This window comes from Allochromatium vinosum DSM 180, assembly GCF_000025485.1.
In the GTDB taxonomy this organism is placed as follows: Bacteria; Pseudomonadota; Gammaproteobacteria; order Chromatiales; family Chromatiaceae; genus Thermochromatium; species Thermochromatium vinosum.
Genome location: NC_013851.1, coordinates 2,214,470 through 2,235,886, shown reverse-complemented (window position 1 = coordinate 2,235,886; position 21,417 = coordinate 2,214,470). Strand labels below are relative to the sequence as shown.

Annotated in this window: 16 protein-coding genes; 1 reads left to right on the top strand and 15 read right to left on the bottom strand. The window is 55.4% G+C overall.

Annotated features, from left to right (window positions below):
* Positions 1 to 55: 55 nt before the first annotated feature.
* On the bottom strand, positions 56 to 526 hold the full coding sequence (locus ALVIN_RS16645; RefSeq protein WP_012971149.1) for a flagellar protein FlaG: 471 nt from the start codon (positions 524 to 526) through the stop codon (positions 56 to 58).
* Between the two features lie 76 nt (positions 527 to 602).
* Positions 603 to 2,717: a flagellin N-terminal helical domain-containing protein gene (locus ALVIN_RS09700; protein ID WP_012971148.1), complete on the bottom strand. Its 2,115-nt coding sequence runs from the start codon at positions 2,715 to 2,717 to the stop codon at positions 603 to 605.
* Between the two features lie 415 nt (positions 2,718 to 3,132).
* Here ALVIN_RS09700 and ALVIN_RS09695 point away from each other — a divergent pair, with 415 nt between their 5' ends.
* On the top strand, positions 3,133 to 5,349 hold the full coding sequence (locus tag ALVIN_RS09695; protein WP_223295199.1) for a tetratricopeptide repeat protein: 2,217 nt from the start codon (positions 3,133 to 3,135) through the stop codon (positions 5,347 to 5,349).
* On the opposite strand, the gene ALVIN_RS09690 is transcribed toward ALVIN_RS09695, so the two are convergent.
* The 13 genes from ALVIN_RS09690 to ALVIN_RS09635 all read right to left on the bottom strand — a co-directional run bounded on the left by ALVIN_RS09690 (position 5,344) and on the right by ALVIN_RS09635 (position 21,319).
* Positions 5,344 to 5,838, bottom strand: coding sequence for a hypothetical protein (locus ALVIN_RS09690; protein WP_012971146.1), 495 nt, complete (start codon positions 5,836 to 5,838; stop codon positions 5,344 to 5,346). The two genes, ALVIN_RS09695 and ALVIN_RS09690, sit on opposite strands and share 6 nt — an antisense overlap.
* A gap of 89 nt (positions 5,839 to 5,927) precedes the next feature.
* Positions 5,928 to 7,928, bottom strand: a complete 2,001-nt coding sequence (locus ALVIN_RS09685; protein WP_012971145.1) for an O-linked N-acetylglucosamine transferase, SPINDLY family protein — start codon at positions 7,926 to 7,928, stop codon at positions 5,928 to 5,930.
* Between the two features lie 27 nt (positions 7,929 to 7,955).
* Positions 7,956 to 9,830, bottom strand: coding sequence for an O-linked N-acetylglucosamine transferase, SPINDLY family protein (locus tag ALVIN_RS17105; RefSeq protein ID WP_148217491.1), 1,875 nt, complete (start codon positions 9,828 to 9,830; stop codon positions 7,956 to 7,958).
* Between the two features lie 46 nt (positions 9,831 to 9,876).
* Positions 9,877 to 10,653: a cephalosporin hydroxylase family protein gene (locus ALVIN_RS09675; protein WP_012971143.1), complete on the bottom strand. Its 777-nt coding sequence runs from the start codon at positions 10,651 to 10,653 to the stop codon at positions 9,877 to 9,879.
* Between the two features lie 21 nt (positions 10,654 to 10,674).
* A complete protein-coding gene (locus ALVIN_RS17100) occupies positions 10,675 to 11,841 on the bottom strand; it encodes a class I SAM-dependent methyltransferase (protein WP_012971142.1) in 1,167 nt (388 codons plus the stop codon).
* Positions 11,831 to 12,598 carry an FkbM family methyltransferase gene (locus ALVIN_RS17095; RefSeq protein WP_012971141.1) on the bottom strand — a complete coding sequence of 256 codons (768 nt, stop codon included), beginning with the start codon at positions 12,596 to 12,598 and terminating at the stop codon, positions 11,831 to 11,833. Before ALVIN_RS17095 ends, ALVIN_RS17100 begins: the two co-directional genes overlap by 11 nt.
* Entirely contained in the window at positions 12,595 to 14,043 is a 1,449-nt protein-coding gene (locus ALVIN_RS17090) for a B12-binding domain-containing radical SAM protein (protein WP_012971140.1), read from the bottom strand. Before ALVIN_RS17090 ends, ALVIN_RS17095 begins: the two co-directional genes overlap by 4 nt.
* A complete protein-coding gene (locus ALVIN_RS17085) occupies positions 14,043 to 14,780 on the bottom strand; it encodes an SDR family oxidoreductase (RefSeq protein ID WP_012971139.1) in 738 nt (245 codons plus the stop codon). The genes ALVIN_RS17090 and ALVIN_RS17085 overlap by 1 nt, the downstream gene beginning before the upstream one ends.
* 177 nt (positions 14,781 to 14,957) lie before the next feature.
* A complete protein-coding gene (locus tag ALVIN_RS17575; protein ID WP_012971138.1) occupies positions 14,958 to 16,175 on the bottom strand; it encodes a radical SAM protein in 1,218 nt (405 codons plus the stop codon).
* A 7-nt stretch (positions 16,176 to 16,182) separates the two neighbouring features.
* A complete protein-coding gene (locus tag ALVIN_RS09655) occupies positions 16,183 to 17,496 on the bottom strand; it encodes a glycosyltransferase (protein WP_012971137.1) in 1,314 nt (437 codons plus the stop codon).
* Positions 17,493 to 18,761: a radical SAM domain-containing protein gene (locus ALVIN_RS09645; RefSeq protein WP_012971136.1), complete on the bottom strand. Its 1,269-nt coding sequence runs from the start codon at positions 18,759 to 18,761 to the stop codon at positions 17,493 to 17,495. Before ALVIN_RS09645 ends, ALVIN_RS09655 begins: the two co-directional genes overlap by 4 nt.
* Positions 18,754 to 20,028, bottom strand: coding sequence for a radical SAM domain-containing protein (locus ALVIN_RS09640; protein WP_012971135.1), 1,275 nt, complete (start codon positions 20,026 to 20,028; stop codon positions 18,754 to 18,756). Before ALVIN_RS09640 ends, ALVIN_RS09645 begins: the two co-directional genes overlap by 8 nt.
* Position 20,029: 1 nt before the next feature.
* On the bottom strand, positions 20,030 to 21,319 hold the full coding sequence (locus ALVIN_RS09635) for a radical SAM protein (RefSeq protein WP_012971134.1): 1,290 nt from the start codon (positions 21,317 to 21,319) through the stop codon (positions 20,030 to 20,032).
* Positions 21,320 to 21,417: the final 98 nt, after the last annotated feature.

Here is a 21,417-nt window from a genome sequence, read left to right as displayed (position 1 = left end):
CTCCAGTGTCTCGTCGAACCGGTCTGCCACGCCCATCACGTCGGCGGCCGGCGGTTCACGCCTTCTTGTTGAAAATCAGACCGACCAGTCCATCGACGTATTTGGCGAAGTTGAGCGTCTCTTCGCTCGGGATCTGGCGGACGACTTCCTTGCTCTGGGAGTCGACTACCCGGACCACCATCCGCCCCGAGTCGTCGTCGAGTTGGAAGGTCAGCATTTGCTTTCCCTGCTGCATCATTTCGTTGATCTTGTCGACCGCTTCGGTCAGTTTTTCGACCTTATCCTTGTCGGTCGCGGCGACACCTTGGGATGGATCGGTTCGGCTGTCGTCGGTGCGGCCCGGTTGACCGGAGTCGAGGCGGTTCGCCGAACGTGTGGCGTTGCCTTGTATGGTGTCAGTGCGGTTGCCGGGCGGCGGCAAACCGTTTGGACGTATCTCGGAACTCGAAGGCGTCCGTGCGCTTGTGGCCCCGGTGGATTGAATCGGTTGTGTCGTTCCGCTGACACTCAAGGGGTCGCCGGCCATCGCTGTATCTCCTGGTTCGAGCGGGCGGACTCCGTCTGGAGCGCCGCCCGCATCTGTCACTTAACTGACCATGAGTTTAGCGCAGGAGCGACAACACTTGCTGCGGCGCCGAGTTGGCTTGGGCGAGCATCGCCTGACTGGCCTGTGTCAACACCTGCGAGCGCGAGAGTTTCGCCGTTTCGGCCGCGAAGTCCGCATCCTCAATGCGCGAGCGCGAGGCCGTGGCGTTCTGCGAGATGCTGGTCAGGTTGTTGATGGTGAAATCGAGCCGGTTGTTGACGGCACCCAGGTCGGAGCGGACGTTGTTGACTTTCTCCAGAGCGTTGTCGATGGCAACGATGGCCTTATTGGCGCCATCCACCGTGGAGATGTCGACGTTCTTGAGCGACTGGCCATTCTCGCCGCCGCCATACTCTCCGACCGTGAAGCCTGAGTTGGAGATATTGGCATCGGTGCCACGGGTGATGACGATCTCCTTGTCGGAAACCAGCGTGAATTCACCGACATAGGTTCCTGCACCGGTGTTGAAGCCGGCGTTTGCACCATTGGCGATGTTCGCTACGATGTTACGCCCATCCTCGGCAATGAGCTGCACGCCGCCGCCAGTCGTACCGCCATCCTCACCGGTATCGATCGCTTTCACCCCGGTTTGCTCGGAAACGGCATTGATGGCATCGACCAGCGCCTGACGATTAAGGCTGTTGTTCTCCGCGCCGGCGACGGTCGTGAAGCCGGTGATCTGTACTCCATTGATGGAGCCAGAGACAGCGGCACTTGCCGTAACCTGGGCTGTCGTGTTTTTCGCAATGTTTTCATTGACGACGGCGGTGACGCCGGTCTTGTCAGAGACCACGTTGAAGGCTGCCGCTTTGGAAATGGCGCTGAAGTCGTTGCCGGCCGAAGACGCTGTATCATCGGTGGCATAGGACGGGCCGACCGAGACGCCGTTGACGAACACATTGCCAGCGGCCATGGCGGTGGTGTTGGCGCCGAGGTTCGAGGTCACCTGCACCTGCGACCCGTTGTAGGTACCTTCAGCGAAGCCGACGTCCGAGGCATTGCCGGTCGCGCCCGAGCTGATGGTGATGGGTTTGTTGCCCTCGGAGACCAGCGTCACGGTTCCGGTGGCGATGGCGGTATTCCCGGATGCGCCGGCCAGACCCAGACCCGTGTTGCCTGCCGTCAAACCACCGGCACTGTTTTCAAGAACGATATTGCGCCCGTCGGCGGCTACCAGGGTAATGCCGCCATTGTCCGTGCCGCTGTCCACGGCGGTGACGCCGGTCTGCTCGGACTTCAGATTGATGTCCCGCACGACGGCGGCGCGCGTGGTTGCGGTATCGGTGGTGGTACTCAGATCGATCGTCACGCCATTCAGGATGATGGACCCAGTGGCCGAGGTGCTTGTGGCCATGGTGTTGCCGCCGATCTGTGTTTCGCCGACGACGGCCGATACACCGGTCTGATCGGTCTTGGCGTTGATGGCGGCAGCGGTCGAAATGGCGCTGGAGGCTTTGGCGGCCGATGACGCGGAATCGGAGGCGGCCACGGCCGCATCGATCGCGATACCGTTGATTTCCAGATCACCGGTTCCCAACTGGTTGACGGCGGTCGTGGCGAGAGCGGCGGTCGTACCTGTTCCGATGCGTCCCACCGACCCCACGCCGGCGGTCTTTTCGATGCCAAGCGACGAGGAGTCCATGGCGCTGATCTCGACGCTGATGGTCTGATTGGCCTCGGCGCCGACTTGCAGCTTGACTTCCTGCGCCGAACCGTCGAGCAGGTTGAGTCCGTTGAAGTTGGTGCTCTCGGAGATACGATCCAGCTCCTTGATGAGCTGCTGGGTTTCGGCGTTGAGTGTGGTACGGTTGCCGGAGGTGTAGGTACCGTTCGCCGACTGCACGGCCAGCTCGCGCATGCGTTGCAGGATGTTGGACGACTCGCTCAGCGCGCCTTCAGCGGTCTGCACCAGCGAGATACCGTCGTTGGCGTTGCGCACCGATTGATCGAAGCCGCGGATCTGCGAGGTCAGGCGGCTGGCGATCGCCGAACCGGCGGCGTCGTCCTTGGCCGAGTTGATGCGCAGACCACTGCTCAGGCGTTCCATCGCCTGACCCTGGGTGGACTGGGACTTGGTGAGATTTCGCTGGGCATTCAGCGACATCACGTTGGTGTTGATGACCATTGCCATGACTGTTCTCCTGTCTGTGTTGACCCAGGCCGACGGCTGAACACCAGCGCTGCCTTGGTTTTAAATCGCTTCAATCCGACTTGGGTATCGGCCAGTCCAGCGAAACCTTGAACCGTTGCGTCGCGCCAAGCGTGACGCCGGTCACAGAGTACCCGACGGATGCCCCCGCCTTCGGATTGTAGGCGCGGGAGGCGGCACGGAAAACACACCATCTTATAATTCGAGCGCTGTACCGATGGCTCTACAGGTCCAGGCTCCTGGTTCCCACGCCAGGACGGGGGCGGCAGAGCCGGTCAGTCGCGCCCATGATCGCCAGACAATTGGCAACGCCATGCACAAGAAAACCCGCTCGTCAGGTTCACGCGCGTCCGGGGGACATGGAATCCATCGGACCGCTCCCCTATCCACCCCCTCGTTGGCCGAGCAGGACGCGCTGGTAGCGTTGTTCAACGCCGGGCGTCTGAGCGAAGGCGAGACGATGGCGCGCGATGTCATCCGACGCTATCCCAAGGCGGTCTTTGGCTGGAAGGCGCTGGGGACGGTCCTCTTGGCCGGCGATCGCCAGCGCGAGGCGCTGCCTGCGCTGCAACAGGCGCTCGAGCTCAATCCGCGCGACAGCGAATGCCTCAACAGTCTGGGCAAGACGCTTCAGGATCTGGTGCAACTCGATGCGGCTCTGGACGCGATCGAACACGCCCTGCGCCTGCGTCCCGATTACGGGAGCGCGCTCATCAATCGCGGCAATGTCCTGGTGCAGCTCGGGCGGCCCGATGAGGCGCTGGTCTGTCTCGACCGAGCGCTGGCCTTGCAGCCGGATTCGGCCAGCGCGCATAACGACCGTGGTCATGCACTCAAGGCGCTTGGACGTCTGGACGAGGCGCTGGCGGCTTATACACACGCCATCGCACTCAAGCCGGGCTTCGCTGAGGCGCATCACAACCTGGGATCGGTGCTGCGCGACCTGGGGCGCTTCGAGGAGTCGCTGGCACAGTATGGCCGCGCCCTGGATCTGAAACCCGACTGGCCCCTGGCCAAGAGTCAGTACGCCCACTGTCTCAAGCGGTTGAGTTTCACGCAGGATCGTCCCGAGATTCGCGCGCGGCTGGTGCAGGCTCTGCGCGAGTCCTGGTGCCGTCCGCATGAAATCATGGTCACGTGCGTCAGTTGTATCGGCCTGAATCCGCGCATCGGGTCGGCGCTCGCCCGTCTCGGCTACGGCGAGACGCTGGCGGCAGCGGATCTGTTCGGGGCGGCCGGGCTGGTCAGGCTGGCCGATGAGCCGCTGCTGATGAGTCTGCTGGAAGCCTGCCCGATCGCTGATGCCGATCTGGAGCGGCTATTGACCCAGATCCGGCGTGCGCTGCTGGAGGCGGTGACGCTGAGCGCGGCGGTGCATCGGTTCGACGCGGCGGCCCAGCGCCTGCTGGCGGCGCTGGCGCGTCAGTGTCACCTGAATGACTACGCTTGGGCGGAGACGTCTGCGGAGACGGCGCACATCGAGGCGCTGCATGGCGCGCTGTCGCTGGTGCAACACCAAGGGGCGCCGATCGCGGAGCCGTATCTGCTGGCTCTGGCGGCGTATCGACCGCTGCTGACGCTGCCACAACCGGCCGCGCTACTGGATCGCGACTGGTCCGAGCCGGTCAGGGCGGTGGTGATCGAGCAGGTGTGCGAGCCGTTACAGGAGGCGGACGATCGCCGCACCATGCCGCGCCTGACCACGATGGCCGATCCCGTCTCGACCCAGGTGCGCGCGCAATACGAGGAGCATCCTTATCCGCGCTGGACACGGGCCGGAATCGTCACGCCGGCCCCCACCATCGCCGCCTATATCCGCCTGCAATTCCCCAAGACGCGCCTGCCGGCGCCGGTCCGGCAGGACGGGAATGTTTCGATCCTGGTGGCGGGCTGCGGTACGGGCTTGCATGCGCTTGAGGTCGCCCAGCGCTATCCCGAGGCGCGCATTCTGGCCATCGATCTGTCGCTGACCAGTCTCGCGTACGCGCAACGCAAGACGCGCGAACTGGGCGTGACGAACGTCCGGTATGCTCAGGCCGACATCCTGAACCTGGGCGAACTCGACGAGTCCTTCGACCTGATCGAGTCAGTGGGGGTGTTGCATCATCTGCGCGACCCGATCGCCGGCTGGAAGGCCCTGCTCGCACATCTGCATCCAGGCGGGTTCATGTCGATCGGACTCTACAGCGAACTGGCGCGCCGCGCCGTGGTCAGGGTGCGCGAGCAGATCGCGCGGGACGGTTGCCAGCCGACCGCATCGGCCATGCGCGCGTTTCGCCAGCAACTGCTGGCGCGGCGCGAGACCTCAGATGACGGCCATCTGACTCAGAGCGCCGATTTCTATAGCCTCAGTGGTTGTCGTGATCTGCTCTTTCACGTCAGCGAACAGCGCTTCACCCTGCCGCAACTGGCCGATGCGTTGCGCGAGCTGGAGCTGAGTCTGGTGGGATTCATCCTCGATCAGCGGGTGATGGCGCGCTATGCCGAGCGTTTTCCGGATGATCCGTCCGCCACCAACCTGGAATCCTGGCACCGGTTCGAGCAGGAGCACCCGCAGACCTTTGCCGGCATGTATCAGTTCTGGGTGCAGAAAACCGTAACGCCGTGCTCATGACGCGCGATCGGCGGTTTCCAGGGCGGTCATGATGCCGGATTGGAGCCAGTTGCCCAGCTCGCCCTCGAAAACCTGACTGTAGTCGAAGCTGGGGAGCGGCGCCAGAAAGGGGCGGTTGATATGGATCTCCAGTGCGTCGGGCAGGGGTTCGGCCATCCAGGGCATGATGTCGAGCAGTTGCTCGATGGCCTGGATCACGGCCTGCGGTTCGCCGAGTTCGGCATGGATACGGATCAGCGCGAGGCTGGTACCGATATGACGGTCGCCCTTGGCGGCCAGCGCCTGAAAGCGTTCGCGACTGGTCAGAAGCCAGCTCTGACGCTCTGCCTCCGGCACATCCTCGTCCTGCGCCGTCAGATAGGCATCGAGTGCCTGCTCATAGTCGTTCCAATAGACATCGCGTTCACGATCAGCGATCTGCCAGCCGATCATCAGTGGTTGGGCGTAGGGATAAACGGCCAGTTGGGTCGGCCAGCGATGTTGAATCATAGCGAAGGCTCTTTATTTAAGATGGGCGAAAATGGCGCACTCAATCCTCTCCGCTCAAGCGCCAAAACACAAGGGCGGGAGCGAGCAGATCACGTCATGAGACGATCGGCGGGCTGGCCGGCCGGTGCCGACTCACACCAGTGCTGCCACATATTCCGATAGGCGCGCTCGATGCGTTGGACAAAGCCCGCTTCGTCACGCCAGGGACTGGCCTCGAAATCGGCGCGCAACCGGGCACGGAGAGCCGCCAGGTGTTCCAGGTCGCTGGCCAGCGCTACGGCCTTGTTCACATAATCGGCTTCGCTCGTGGCGATCCACTCCGGATGTCCGGCACCTGTGAGTACGCTGCTGCCGGAACGACCGACGCTCGGGCGTGCAGCCAGCGTGATGAAGGGCACGCCCATGTACAGCGACTCGACCAGCGTGGCGCCCGAGTTGTGCGGGAAGCAGTCCAGCCCGATGTCCATGGTGCGCAGAACGTCCCATGGGGGGCTGTGATACCCGATGCTGAGCCGTTCGGGTTCGATGCCATGCGCGGCGAAGCGCTCGGCCAGACGCGCTTGTACCGCTTCGGTGGCGAAATCCTTGCTATCGATGATCAAACGCGCGTGCGGTAGTCGTCTGAGAATCTCTGACCAAACGCGGATGACATGGTGATTGAGGCGGACATGGCGCGTCAGCGTGCCGAAAGTCAGGGTGCCGTTTGCGAGGGCCGGCAGGGAGCCGACCTCCCCCATGTCGGAAGCGGGGCGATAGATGCCGCTCGGCGCTTCCAGGCGCCAGGGGCGTTCGGCAAACAGCGGCTCACAGCCGGCAGGCGCCATGATTGCATCGGTGAGAAAGTAATCGATCGCGCTCAGCCCGGTGGTATAGCCATAGCCCATCCAGGTCACAGAGACTGGAGTCGGACGACGGGCAAACACACCTAGCCGGTTGCCGCCTGTGTGTCCGGCCAGATCGATCAGGATGTCGATGCCGTCGGCACGGATCCGCTCGGCCAGGACATCATCGCTCAGTCCATGCGTCGGAACCCAACGATCGACCAATCTGCGATAGACAGCCGTCAGTCCGTCTTCCTGGGACAGTTCGGCATAGGCGGTGATTTCGAATGACTGGTGATCGTGATGGGCCAGTACGGGTTCGAGGAAATGACGGATGGAGTGACAGCGAAAATCCGGCGAGACGTAGCCGATACGCAAGCGTCGATCGGGGTCTCGGTCACTGGCCGGCGGCTGCCAGCTTGCTCGATACGGTACACCGATACGTTGGTCGAACGCTTGGTAAGCGCTGAAGATCTGTTCGGCGCTCTGATCCGGATGGTAGTTCAGTGTGAAGAGGAGTTTGCCATGAATCGACGTATCATCCGGCCTGATCGTCAACGCTTGGCGGTAAACGTCCAATGCCTCGTCAAGGCGTCCCAGATGTTGTAAAGCATTACCGAGATTCGACAGAATCTCGGGATGTCCGGGTTGTAGACGAGCCGCGCGTTGTTGACACTCCAATGCCTCATGCAGTTGCCCGAGACTCAGCAGCAGGTTGCCCAGATTGGTGAGTGCTTCGGGTTGCGAAGGATGTATGGCCAAAGCGCGCCGATAACAGTCCAATGCTTCCTGCGTACACCCCAGGTCACGGAGCAGTGAACCCAGATTATTGAGCGATTTGAGATGGAGTGGATTGATGCTCAGCGCGTGCTCGAAATAGAATCGCGCCTCATCAAGACGCCCCAATCTCTGAAGCAGCTTGGCCAGATTGTAGAATGCAGCCACAAAGCCAGGTGCTTGGCGGGCGGCGCGCGCATACAAGACACCCGCCTCTTCCATTCGGCCTTCATCTTCTAGCGCCGCGCCGAGTGTATTCAGGCATTCGGCGTCTTCCGGCGAGAGCTTCAGGGCCGTTTTCAAAACTGAAACGGCTTCCTGATGGCGCTGCGTGGTCGTCAGGATTGCCCCTAATATCTTCCAGCCAAAAGCGTCATGCGGGTAATTCTCGGTCCAGAGACGCGCCTTGATTTCCGCATCCGCATGCCGACCCTGCTCAAACAGCGCCAATAGGTCGTCCCCGTCATCTTTGGATGCTTTTCCGTGCGTCATGTCAAACCTCAAACTATTCTTCAAATGTCATTTTTTTTGGGGCGTCGCACACCAGCGGCGCCACATCTCCCGATAAGCTTGCTCGACGCGTCGGGTAAAACCAGATTCGTCGCGCCAGGGGCTGGCCTCGAATTCAGCGCGCAGTCCGGCGCGAATCGTCGCCAGACGCTCGATATCGCTTGCCAAGGCGATGGCCTTATCCACATATTCTGCTTCGGTGGTTGCGATCCATTCCGGGTGATCAACCGCAATGAGTGCGGTGCTGCCCGAACGCCCAACACTGGGGCGTGCAGCCAGGGTGATAAAGGGAACACCCATGTATAACGATTCAACCAGGGTCGTACCGGAATTATGCGGAAAGCAGTCCAAACTGATATCGGTACTACGCAGCACATCCCATGGCGGACTGTGGTAGCCGATAATAAGTCGCTCGCGCTCGATGCCGTGCGCAGCAAATTGCTCAGCTAGACGTGCTTGCGCCGTTTCGGTGACAAATGATTTGTTGTCAACGACGAGACGTGAACCTGGAAGCCGCCGCAGGATGTCTGACCAAACTCGAACGACCCGATGATTGATTCGAATGCCGCGTGTAAGGGTGCCGAAGGTCACTGTTCCGTTTGTGAGTGCAGGTAATGGCCCAACCTCACCCATGTCTGGTGCCGGTCGATATGTCCCGACCGGACAATCTACATGCCAAATCTGCTCAGCAAACAGATGCTCACTGCCTGGAGGCGTCATGACCGCATCGGTGAGGAAATAATCGATAGCACTCAGGCCAGTTGTATAACCATAACCCATCCAGGTCACAGCGACCGGAGCCGGGCGGCGGGCAAACACACCCAGACGATTTCCAGACGTGTGTCCAGCCAGATCAATCAGAATGTCGATGCCATCGGAACGGATGCGTTCAGCCATGACCTCATCCGTCAATTCCTTTGTTGGAACCCAGTGATCAATCAGCCGTCGATAGCGTGCTGTCAATCCATCGGACCCAACGCGTTCAGTGTAAGCTGTAATCTCAAATTGTTCGCGACTATGATTGGCCAGAAGAGGCTCTAAGTGATAACCGATCACATGCGAACCAAAGTCAGCTGACACATAGCCAATGCGCAAACGCCGTTCTGGATCTCGGTCATTGCTGTGCGGAATCCAACTGGCGCGATGCGGCAAACCGAACAAACGATCAAATTCTTGATAGGATTTAAAAATATCCTCAGCCGTTTTGTCGGGATGGTAGTTCAGTGCATATAATCGATTTGAAAAAAGCACTGCCGAATGCGGGTTGACCTGAGTGGCTTTTTCAAGCGCATCGAGCGCTTCATCGACTCTTCCAAGATCTTGCAAAGCATGTCCCAGATTACTGTAGGCCTCAGCGTATGTTGGATTTAGTTCGAGCGATTTTCTTTGCAGATCAACAGCCTCGTCTAGCTGACCCAGCTGACTAAGGAGCGCACCTAGATTGCAATAGACTTCAGGTTGACTTTGATTGGCGCTCAATGCGCGCTCAAAGCATTTTCTTGCCTCTTCAGCTCGATCAAGACTCAGGCCCATCAAGCACAGTCCTTTCCCATTGAGAGCCGGGCTGTGATCGGCATCAATCTCCAAAGAACGCTCAAAACATCTCAAGGCATCTTTAATGCGTCCCTGATAAAACAATGCATTACCTAATGTACTGAAAATTTCCGGATCGCGGCTATTGAAAACAACGGCTTTAAGTAAAAAATCCCGAGCCTCTTGGTAGCGCCCTAAATAAAAGCATGCGGCGCCAGCTATTTTCCATCCAAAAACCTCATCTGGATACAGCTCGATAAAACGGCGTGCCGCAGATTCGGCATTAGAATATTCCTGGTTGGCCAGGAGCTTCATGATTATTATCTTGCGCGATTTGAGCAAAGGGTTCATGGCGTGAATTCTGCAAGGTGACATCAATACAGATAGAGGTGAATTGTCATTTTAAGCGCTTCAAAAATCCGTCTTTAGCTGCCGTGACTAAAAGTTTGTCCTGAATGAAAGAGTCAATCTGAAAGTTCGAGTTGGTGCAGAGGAACTCATTTACAGCGCTTTTAGGGCTGTTACCTGCGTGCCAGGGGCGATCCGCGAAAGTGGCAGATGGATAGTCTTCAATTAAAGTGTCAAATACAACGCAATATGAGCCGACTCCAACCAATGGCGCATATGCTTCAAGTTCGGCCAAAACATGACTATGAGTATGATTCGAGTCGAGAAAGACCATTGGTCGATGGTAGTCCTTAGCCAATAATCTGACCTGTTCGATTATATCAAACTCAATACTTGATCCCTCGATCATTTCAATGTAAGAAATAAAAGAGCTTTTTTCAATCGCGCGTCGGTTATGGGGGCGGATATCAATATCCACGCCTACCACTTTTCGCTTAGAGTGAAATGTGGCGTGATTGCCCACGATATTCTCGCTTAAATCCAGCAAGGCGAGCATCGATGCACTAAAAATCAAAGAGCCGCCGCGCGCAATTCCAGTTTCGATGATCAGATCTGGCCGTACTGACCAGATCAGCTCCTGCATAATGACGATATCTTGTGGATATTGAATGATCGGAAGACCTAACCAGTCGAACTGATAAGAATATTTTGTGCGTAACGTCTCGCTCATAAACTGCTTGCTTGCATCTAGCAAGACGCTATCGTGCTGGTAGCTTTTGACACGCCTCTGCCGCTCAGCAAGAAAAATATCGCGATCATCAATCATAGTATAGATGCCGGTTGTTGTTCAGAAAATGAATGTGTCAAGCTGGATGTCTGTATTTGAAATTTCCTTGAGCATAGAGTCAAGATAGTCTGAGCGAGGCAACAACAGCGCGTAATCCTTGTTGAGGTAACGTAGCTGTGATGAATGCTGGATCTTTACCCCATCAATGTCACGACCGATCTTGGCTGGCGATGTATCGAACAATTGGTGAATTCGCATGCGGACTTCAGGGTGCATGCCGAGTACGAGCATTGAGTACTGCGAACAGCCCCATAGTGCAAGTGGACGTCTTAAATCAAGAGATAATATAAATGATTCAGAAAGTGGTCGGTGTTCCAGTGCGGCAGCCAGTTGGAGCGGCCAAGAAGACAAGCGTGAGAAAAGCCGTTTTTCTTGATTATAACTTCCCTGGCGACAGATCAAATACAGGCATTCGTCGCCTTTATCATTCAGTGGATCGAAGGCCCAGCTACCAGACTGAATAATTTCAAGACCTGCGCGCCAAACTAAATTTTTAAGAGAAAATTCGTCAAAGTGATTGATATGTTCAAAAAACAAATCAGGCCACGGATTTGCTTTTTTCAGCATGGCCGGTGCGTTAGGAACCTCGATAAAAAAAATAGCGTTTTTGGGAGATTTGAAAATTAATGTTTTGAGTTCAAGCAACGGATCATGAAGATGCTCAAGAACATGGCTGAAGGTAATAATCTCTGGCGCCTCATCTTCTGGTAAAGCGCCTGTGTTGCTATAGATTTTAACTGAATCATAATTCCCAATTATTTGGCGGCAGGCAACAGATGCCTCAATGCCAATTAATGATGAGAATCCAATCTGATTAAGCCATGCAAGCCAGCCGCCTTTTCCGCATCCAAAATCCAGGATTGTTTTCGTTTTTTCTTGCTCAAGGCGCAAAAGTTCAAACAAACGAAAATAACGCCGCTGGTCAATCTCGGTTATCCCGCCCGATCCAGGAGTCTGCGAGAAAAAATAATGATTGTTCGATTTATAGTATGTATTTAATGCGTCTGACCCTCCTTCAAGTTGACTAAAGACCATACCGCATTTTTTGCAGCTCACAAGGGCTGTAGTGCCTGAAAACGGCAGGTCATCAAATAGCGCATAATCAAGTGAGCGCAGTAAAAATCTTTCCTCTGCTGAGCAGACAGGACAAGAACGATCAAGAGTCATGGTTATGCTGTTTTTGATCAGATTTATTTTCTGAAATTGAGCGACGGGATTTTTCCTCAACTTGTTTTGCCCACTGCGGGCATATAAATAATGCGTTAGCTGTCCAGGCGGCGCCGGCGCTGGTGTAAGTGAAAGGTACTAGATCCCATAAACGATAATGGTAAGCTCCCAGTGTTTCCAGCAATTGCGCTAGCGTTGCTTGATTGACATAAGTCTCAGCCAGCATGACCTCCAAATAAATCAATCCAATGCGGTTGCTACTGAGAAGCTTCACCCCTCCTTGAAGCACTTTTGGCTCAGCACCTTGAACATCAATTTTTAGAATATCAATCCACTCAATCCCTGAATCCTGACAATATTGGTCGAGAGTTATACAGGATATAAACAACTCGTCGAATTTATATTTTTCATCACTGCTTAAAGCGCTTAACCATGATTCAGGGCGCAGCAATGAGCTGAGCTCAGTGCGTTGAGTGGCATAAAAACGAGTGGATCCATAGTGATCGGAAAGAGCTGAATTGACTAATTTGACATGATTGCGGTTTTTGCAATGCAGAACCAATTTTTCAAATGCATAGGGGTTCGGCTCAAAGCAGTGAATGATTGATTCTGGTTTGGCTTTGCTGTAACGATCAACGCTTTGTCCAATGTTGGCACCAACATCAAAAATCAAAGGCGAATCGATGCCTAATGCTTCGATCAAAAAAAATTGGCGATCAAAGATTTCTTTTTCTTTTTCTTCATAAAAAATACTCAACTGAGCGCGCTCCGTATTTTATTGAGACGTGAATTTTTTGTGGCTTTCCAGTTGTTTAAATGATCTTCGCTTAACGTATCAAAAGTTTTTCTCCATTGCCCTAAGTCGTTCAGTGACAACGAATATGGCTTCAAATAAAAAGTGCTTGATTGATTGTTTAGGGTATAGTGCCCGGACCATAATTCTTTTTGATCAATTTTGTTGATAAACAAATCATCCCGCATAGCTTGCTCGAAAACTTTAGTGCCGGGGTATGGGATGAGTGTAAAGACATCGACCAAATCAACTTGCAGTCTTTGGATCATTTCTAACGTATCCCTCAGGGTATCATGTGTATCCTCAGGGAATCCCATAATGAAAACGGCTCGAATTAGCACTTCGAATTTTCGATAATTTTCTACTACTTCATAAATCTTTTCTGTAGGCAATTTTTTGCCAATGATCTGATTGCGCATTCGCTCGTTTCCATGCTCGATTGGCATGAGCGTGTAAATGCAGCCGGCCTCAACGAGTGCTGTTATGACCTCTTCGTCCAACGTTGCAATATGATAGCCGCTAAATGATTCAAACTGAATATCAAGATCGCGACGAACAATTTCGTTCATTATCGCCAAAATGTGTCGCTTTGATACCGTGAGATTATCATCTACGAATCCAAAATAACGATGCCCGAATTGTTCAACGTGAAGCTGTATTTCGTCCACAACTGCGTTTGCAGAGCGTCGTCTATAACCTCGACCATTTACTTCGATAGATGAGCAGAAACTACATGAAAACGGGCAGCTGCGTGAAGTTTGAATTGGTATCGAAACTTTGATGTCATGCTGTTTTGGATTGTGCCATTGCGAATGATCGCGATAATATTTTTCGAAATTAACCGAATGCCAGGAAGGATGATAGATTGTATCCAGATCTTTGTTGAAAATTTCTCTTTCACGCAGCTGAATATTGCCGGCCGTATCGCGCCACCCAAATGCCTGAATATCAAAGTCAGATGAATTCCAATTTTTGTCGAGGGTCGATACCAGTTCTACAATTTGTTCTTCACTTTCGCCAATTCCCACATAATCGATTTCAGGGCAATGGTAAAGTATATCGCTTCCAAAAAGTGAAGAATGGCATCCGCCAATTGCAACGCGAATAGTTGGAAAGTTTAGCTTAAGATAAGATGCGGCCTTTTTGAAAAAGGGAAAATGCCCGGTTGTCAAGCATGAGAAGCCGACCAATGTCTGCTTGCTTTTGATTTCTGATGCAATGATTTTGGTGTAAAAAGCTTCTTCATCCTCGCAAGAGCTTGGTTTGTAAAGATTCAGGTCGATCATGCGCGAGCGATAACCTGCTTGCTCTAGCGCTCCCATCAACAGCAGAATAGATAAAGGCGGTGCAATATCGATGCGGGTTACTGATCCGGGTTGGTAGGAAGATACCAGAATGACATCCATCATCAGTCGACCCCTCCATCAATTGTGATAATCGAGCCGTTGATCATATTGCTTTCGACTAGGCATAGTGAAACTATATAGTGCGCAACTTCAATAGATGGCACAAACTGACCATACGTCATTTTTTCGAGAAATCTGTCATGCCGATCAGGATCGCCAATCCTTAAACGATCGACATAGCTTCCAGGATGGTCCAACATGCCTGGTAAAACTGCGAATATAGTTAGTCCATCTTTAGCAAAGGATCGGGCTGCGTTTTTTACGTAAGGCAAAATGGCTGATTTGCTCGTCAAATAACTTGGCGGGGCATCATGGTGCAATGATGAAGTCGAGCCGATATGTACAATTTTAGCGGACGTTTTTTTTAGATCGTCATAAAAAATCGAGTTGATTTCAATGGAAACTTCAAAATTGAGTCGAAAAGATTTGCGCAGCACGCAGAGCGGCGGGTTTTTGCAATCACCTTGAATGCCGCCGCCGAGATTGTGAACGAGATAGCGCGGAGTGATCCCTTGGTCGCAGATGAATCGGTGCAAAGCCATTGGTATAGAATCATCAGTCAAATTTCCAGCAAAGCGAATTGGATTTAACGCTGATTCTCTCTGGATGAAATTTGCTGCCCTGTTAAGTGATGCTTGATCCCGTCCGGTCAAGATCGGAGTAATGCCATGCTTGGCAAATACTTTTGCGATGCAATAGCCAAGTCCGCTGCTGGATCCAGTTATTAATGCATAATCCATTATTGTTTTGTCTCTATGCTGAAGCGCAAGTAATCGATGCGTCGTTTTTTGAGATGGCTATTGATGCGCATATGCACTAAATGCCTGAGGCTTCAGTGATTCGAGGTGCAGTCTCTTTCAGACTTGGGTTTATAATTTAATTTTGTGGCCATGGCCGCTTTATTTATCGTTAAGACGCTATGATTCAAGCTTTGTGTGGGAAAGAAAATGGGCGTAGAAATTGTTCATGCCTAAAGACTTGCATCGCGCGCATAAATCGCGAGCCAAGAACAGTCGGTCAATCTCGGAGATGGATGATGAGAGAATGTTTTTTTCTAGCTTGTATTGGCTTCCGAATACATGCGGACACTGGCGAATAGTGCCGTCACTGTGAATTACGATCGTATTTTCACGCACACAACTATCCGAGGAACTCAGGCGGCAGTCCTGAATTACAGCGTCGATATCCAGTATGAGGCTCTGCGCAATTTCAAGCATGCTGTCTGGGAGCGGCTTTCCCTCGGCATAGTCAATGAGTGTGTCAAGCGGATCAATGTAGGCCGCATTGGGTTTGAGTAAAAATCCATTTCTTTCGCAAATCGCTGCAATCTCATCAAGATTTTTTTCGTTGTTTCGGTAAAGATGATAATTGACTTCGATGATCATTTCCGGATGGTGCAAGTCTCGCAGTCTGGCGAGCTGCTCCATGTTGGATGCAACTTTGTCCCAATTTCCTCCTCTGTGGGTCAGGCTGTATTGATTGCCAGTTCCGGACAGAGAAACTCGAAACCAGTCAGGCTTTGCCTGAACGGTGCGTTCAAGATGTCTGATGTCGTTCAGATTCGATGAAATTCCAACGGCCACTCCCTGATCAGCTGAATAGGCAACGATATCCGGCAAAGAAGGATTGAGTAGCGGCTCCCCCCATGAATAAAGCTGCACATCAGGAAGAAAATCCACTTCAGTGATCAGCTTGTCCAGAATTTGACAATACAGTGCAAAACTCATCATCGTTTGCGAAAGTTTACGGCCTGTAAAATTTCCATTTGGACAGGTCGGGCACTTTAGCTGACAAATTCCGGAGACATCGATTTCGAAACTCCAGCGTTTGAGATTGGAATAAAGCACGTAATCGCGTTCGTTCGTATATCCCTTGGCCAGTAGAGCGCTTTCTATTTCATGTTCAAAAAACATGCTCGTGACAACAACAAAGCCGTCAGCGGGTGAATCAATAGCTTCAGGCGCTAAAATCTTGTTCGTATCGTCACGAGAAGACCGAATTGTTTTATCGATGAACCCTGTAATGCCGACTCCATGCCGACGTAGTGCATCCATTGCCATGACACCATAGCGGCCCGCACCCCAGCAGTAAACGGGGCGATTCCGCGACATGGCCGCCAACGCATGAATATCCATCAGTAATTTACCTTGCAAGCCTCGGCTTGAATGCTTCTGCGATCTGCTTCAGCGCCGGATCATCGTAAAATTTTTCGTAATGGAAACAGGAGCCGCGTGTCTTGGCAAGACACCCCATGGGGATGTCCTGCCAATCTTCTTCATCGAAGGTGGCGTGTTTTATAAGCCGTGAATATAAATCAGCGAGCTTGGTGCCTTGGCAGGACGCAAGCAGTAATTCATGCGGGCGGGGGTTGGCACGATCAATGCCGCAAATGCGGTGCGGCTTAGAGGGGAATTCAAATACCTGATCGTAAATCCGATGCCAGGCCGTCGTGATTTTGTTAAGGTCCAGCTCGCTATCTGATAGCGCTGCGCAACGCCTGTATTCACGGCGCAAGATCGTCGTATCAGTCGTAATCTGACGGAGCAAAGTGACGAAGTCTTCTTCGGTCTCTGCGCTCAAACCGCATCCCAACAGATCCAGCGTTTCGCGCTCGTTCTCTGTTCCCAACACCACGGGCAGAACCCCGGCCGCCACCGACTCCAGTAGAACCTGTTCCCCGGTCCCGTAATGCTGCGAATTGAGCGGATAGGCCAAGACGTCCAGACGACTCATCAGCGTCGGAACATCGTCGATCGGACCTAAAATCTCGAAGCGATCCTCGGCTCCGGCCGACTTGGCGGCGGCGCGCAAATCCTCATGACAAGGACCGCCGGCCACCACGATACGTCCCGGAATATCCGCTTCCAGGCACAGCCGGATAAAATCCGGATGCATCTTGATCGGATCGACCGTCCCGACATAGCCAACCTGTACCGGACCATCCCCCCGCTCGACACGCGGCGGCATCTGCGGAAGACCGGCACTGCTACGCACGACCCGGATATCCCGCCCCTGGGTCACCGCCTCGGCCAAGGCTGGTGCCTTCAGGCTCCAGGACGTCGCCAAAACCAGCAGATCCGGATAATCGATCAGTCCAGGCGGAAAATTCTGCGGCGGATGATGTCCGTTGACATGCGTCCAGAGCACACAGCGAAACGGCGGCAGATCCCAGCGATGCATCATGGCGTTGAGCAACGGATGATGCCACCAGTGCAGATGGACCAGATCCGTGTCGCGCAACACCTGCTGGAGTGCCGCATCATCCCAATGCAATCGATCCGCCAGCCCGACGCCGAGCCGGCCGGCCCAACTGCGGGTGATCTCACTCGCGGCTTCGAGACAAGCCAGACGGTGCGTATAACCGCCAAGACGCCGGCTCTCAGCGATCAGAGCGCGAACCACGGTGCCGACACCGCCGCCGTAGTGAGGCGCAAGATGCAGAACCCGAATATTCACGGCGCACTCACCCCGCTGTTCGGTGCCATCTGCGCATAGGACGCGCAATACCGATGCAGCCCAAATCGGCTGCAACGCCGGCAGAGCTCGGCGCGATGACGCCGCACCTGAATCTGCTCCAGCGAAACGTCCAGATAATTCGGCGCCACGCTGTTATCGGCCGTATCGTAGTAGAGCATGCACTGACTGACCGAGGCATCCCAGTTGATATTGACGCACCGAAGCACGTCACAGGCCAGATGACGCTGTCGGTACGCGGCGGCAAGCCCATCATCCAGACTCACCACCAACCGTTCAGCCGCCTGCCGTGCCGGCTCGGGCAGGGAACGCCCCTCGCAATAGCCCAGTACATCGTCGAGCGAGATCAGATAGGCCGGAATCGGCCGCAGTTCCAGCTCCAGCTCCTCACAAAGCTCCCGAAACCGCTCCAGCCCTTCGCCCAAACTATGCCGGTAGAGATGGTAATACAACTCGATCTTCATCGATGGGTAGAGCACACGGCGTAGGCGCGCGACCTCGCGCAGATGGGCGAGAAAGCGCGGCCAGTGCCCGCGCGTATGCGCGATCTCATAGTCATCACCCCAGCCCGAAGCCGAGATCCGCAGCCATTCGGGGCGTGCCGCAACGATGCGGGCATAGTCCGCGTCAGCGTTGAGATTGCTGGAAATGGCGCACAAGACCCCACGCTCGCGGGCGTATTCGATGATCTCGGGCAGTTGCGGATGCAATACCGGCTCGCCCCATTGATAGAGCTGGAGATTACCGACGAAGGGGCTTTCGGTCAGGATCTTGTCCAGCACGGCGCGAAAGGTGGCGAGCGGCATCAGTCCCTGTTTGCCCGGACCGGGCGCGCGGCTGGCGCGCGGACACGCCAGACACTTGAGATTGCACACGCCGACGATATCGACCGAGTAATCCACCGGCTTGAGGCGCGCATAGCCGATGAAGTCCTCTGACTCGACGAATCCAGCCGCCTGAAGCTGATCGGCGATCTCGGCCTCGAAGAACCAGGAGGCGATGATCACGAAAGGTCGCGGCTGGGGGGGCGCGGCATCAAGCACAGCGGTCGGCAGCCGCACCGGCAGTCCCATGACCTGCGACGCCAACCGCTCGGCCGCCTGATCGACGAATCCGCTCAGCTCGACCCCCTGTTCCCGCAACACCGAGCCGATCCCGCGCCCCTGATTGCCGGCCCCCCAGATCCAGATGGGGCGTTCAGCGGCGGCGCGACGCACCGGCTCCAGGATGTGAGCCGTATCAGTCATCGGCGTCGACATCCGTTTGCTGAGCCGACTCACCGCCAGCCGCAAGGAGGCGTTCTTCCAGGTACACGGCGGTGTAGTGATGCAGTCCATGACTCATGCAGCGCCGACAAAATTCGCTGCCCTGTCGACGGGCCAGGATCTCACTCAACGGCGTGGCCAGAAAATCATCCGCGATGAACGGCTTGAAATAGACCCCACAGAAGCGCACCCGTCCATCCCAGTTGATGGGCAGACAGCGCTCCTCGGGACAGGGATGGTGCCGACGCCGGCGGGCGCGCTCCAATCCGCTGTCGATGTCGAGCAGCATCAGTTCCAGTGTGCGCTCGGCCTCGGGCGAGAGCGGTCGACCCTCGACATAGTCGAGCACGTTGTCGAGCGAGTAGAGATAGGCCATGTTGGGCCGAAAGATGAATCCGAGTTCATCGCACAACGCGCGCATCGCACGATAGCTCTCGCCAAGACTGTGGCGGTAGAGATGGTAGTTGAGAACGATCTGTAGCTCAGGATGATGACGCGCGCGCAGTCGTGAGAGCCGGTGCAGATTGGCGAGAAACCGATCCCAATCCCCGCCGGTGTGACCGATGGCATAGCTTGCACCATAGCCGGACGCCGAGACCTTGATCCAGTCGGGGCGGGCGGTCACCACGGCCTCCAGATCGCGCGCAGTCTTCAGATTGGTCGAAATCGCGCTCAACACCTGCGCCTCGCGAGTCGCCGCAATCATGTCGGGCAGTTGGCGATTCAACAAGGGCTCACCCCAGGCGTAGAGCTGGATGCTGCCCAGAAACGGCAGCTCGTCGAGCAGCTTGCCAAGGATCGCCGTGTAGGCGTCCAGCCTCATGAAACCTGTCGGCGGTCGGTCGCTGAGATTGCCTTGCGGGCACGAGATGCAGTGCAGATTGCACATCCCGGAGACGTCGATGCTGGGATCGATGTCATTGAGCCGGCGTGAAGACAGATAATCGCGCTCAGCGGTCAGGCCATGCGCACGACAGCGGTCCTCAATGGTCTGATCGTGATGCCCCGAACCGATGATGATGAAGGCTTCTGCGTTGCGTACCCGCTCCAGCACGGTCTCAGGCGCGCTAACCGGATAGCCGAGTGCCGTCTGCCCCTGCATGGCTGGACTGGAATCGATGAAACCGGCGACCGTCATGCCCGCACGCTGCAGGGCGCGGCAAACTCCTTGGCCCACGATCATGGCGCCCCAGATCCACACCTCGCGCGTGCCGAAAGCGGCGTGCAGACGCAACCGATCCCAGTCCATGTCAGGCGTCTCCAGCCGCAATCGGCAGACGGTCGCGCTCGATGATCAGCCGCTCGTCGCTGTAGACGATGAAGCAGCGATGGATGCCGCGCTCCTTGCAGCGCATACAGAATTCACTGGCCTCGCGCGCGGCGATCAGCTGTTCAGGTGTGGTATCCATGAAGCTTCCGGGCACGAGGTTGAGATCGGGTCGATACCATTCCATACAGTGCGCAACCTCCAGATTCCAATTGATCCAGAGATGGCGCTCGTAGTAGCAGGGCCGGTGGCGTTCGGCCAGCGCCAGCTCCATGACCTCCCCGACCTGAAGCTGTTGCAGCGCCATGGTGCGCCGAACACGTTCGTTGACCGCGCGTCCTTCGAGAATGGCTTCGATGTTGTCCAATGGGGCCAGTGCTGCATGACGATAACGTAGCATGAATCCCAACTCGTCACACAACGCTTGCCAGCGGTGGATGTCGTCGCGGTTGTCGTTATAGAGATGGTAGAACACCTCGACCAGCATCCCGGGATGATGCCGATCACGATACTCAGCCAGACGGCGGATGTTCTCCATCAGGCGCGCCCAGTTTCCGCCGGTGTGCGTGATCTCGTAGCGTTCGCCCCAGCCGGATACCGAAATGCGGAACCAGGTCGGACGTGCGGCGATGACCGGCTCGAAGTCGAGTTTGAAGCTCAGGTTGCTCGACAGGGCTGAGAGCAGACCACGCGAGTGGGTGAGTGCGAGAATTTCGGGCAGCTCGCGATTGAGCAGCGGCTCGCCCCAGTTGTAGAGCGTGATGATGCCCGTGTAGGGATCGTCACGCAGGATCTTGTCGAGCAGAGCGCGATAGGTCTCTGCCGACATGAAACCCTTGGGGCGATGGGTGTCGAAGTTGCCGCGCGGACAGGAGATGCAGCGCAGATTGCAGCTTCCGGCAATGTCGACCTGATAGTTGAACAGTCGCAAATCGCCCTGGATCACGACATCCCGCCCGACCTGGAAGCCATGACGCTGACAGTCCTGAACAATGGCGTCGGCATGGAATCCGGATGCGATCAGGATAAAGGCCGTTTGCGGTGTTTCGGTAGCGAAAAAGGGTTCCGGGAGCTGAATATCCTTGCCAAAGACACGCTGCCCTTGGAGCGCCAGACTGGAATCGATGAAAGCCTGGATATCGATGCCATGACGGTTCAAAACATGGTACGCCGCATAGCCGTCGTGCCGGGCGCCCCAGATGTGAACAGCGCGGCCGCCGATCAGTGTCTTGAGCTGTGAAGGCGTTGGAATCTGGTCGATGTGTGTGTTCAAGCAGGCACCGCCGGCATGTTTGCGTGCTATCGTGCGTTCTCGAAACGGATCTGGGACATGTCGGACGCTGTATCGACCGCGTCAGATAAATCTTGAGC

Bases quoted from the DNA above. Each gene is read 5' to 3' on its own strand.
- ALVIN_RS09685 (WP_012971145.1), bottom strand. From the start codon at position 7,928: ATGACGCACGGAAAAGCATCCAAAGATGACGGGGACGACCTATTGGCG.
- ALVIN_RS17575 (WP_012971138.1), bottom strand. From the start codon at position 16,175: ATGGATATTCATGCGTTGGCGGCCATGTCGCGGAATCGCCCCGTTTAC.
- ALVIN_RS09675 (WP_012971143.1), bottom strand. From the start codon at position 10,653: ATGATTGATGATCGCGATATTTTTCTTGCTGAGCGGCAGAGGCGTGTC.
- ALVIN_RS17085 (WP_012971139.1), bottom strand. From the start codon at position 14,780: ATGGATTATGCATTAATAACTGGATCCAGCAGCGGACTTGGCTATTGC.
- ALVIN_RS09645 (WP_012971136.1), bottom strand. From the start codon at position 18,761: ATGACTGATACGGCTCACATCCTGGAGCCGGTGCGTCGCGCCGCCGCT.
- ALVIN_RS09640 (WP_012971135.1), bottom strand. From the start codon at position 20,028: ATGGACTGGGATCGGTTGCGTCTGCACGCCGCTTTCGGCACGCGCGAG.
- ALVIN_RS09700 (WP_012971148.1), bottom strand. From the start codon at position 2,717: ATGGCAATGGTCATCAACACCAACGTGATGTCGCTGAATGCCCAGCGA.
- ALVIN_RS09690 (WP_012971146.1), bottom strand. From the start codon at position 5,838: ATGATTCAACATCGCTGGCCGACCCAACTGGCCGTTTATCCCTACGCC.
- ALVIN_RS17090 (WP_012971140.1), bottom strand. From the start codon at position 14,043: ATGATGGATGTCATTCTGGTATCTTCCTACCAACCCGGATCAGTAACC.
- ALVIN_RS16645 (WP_012971149.1), bottom strand. From the start codon at position 526: ATGGCCGGCGACCCCTTGAGTGTCAGCGGAACGACACAACCGATTCAA.
- ALVIN_RS17100 (WP_012971142.1), bottom strand. From the start codon at position 11,841: ATGACTCTTGATCGTTCTTGTCCTGTCTGCTCAGCAGAGGAAAGATTT.
- ALVIN_RS17105 (WP_148217491.1), bottom strand. From the start codon at position 9,830: ATGAACCCTTTGCTCAAATCGCGCAAGATAATAATCATGAAGCTCCTG.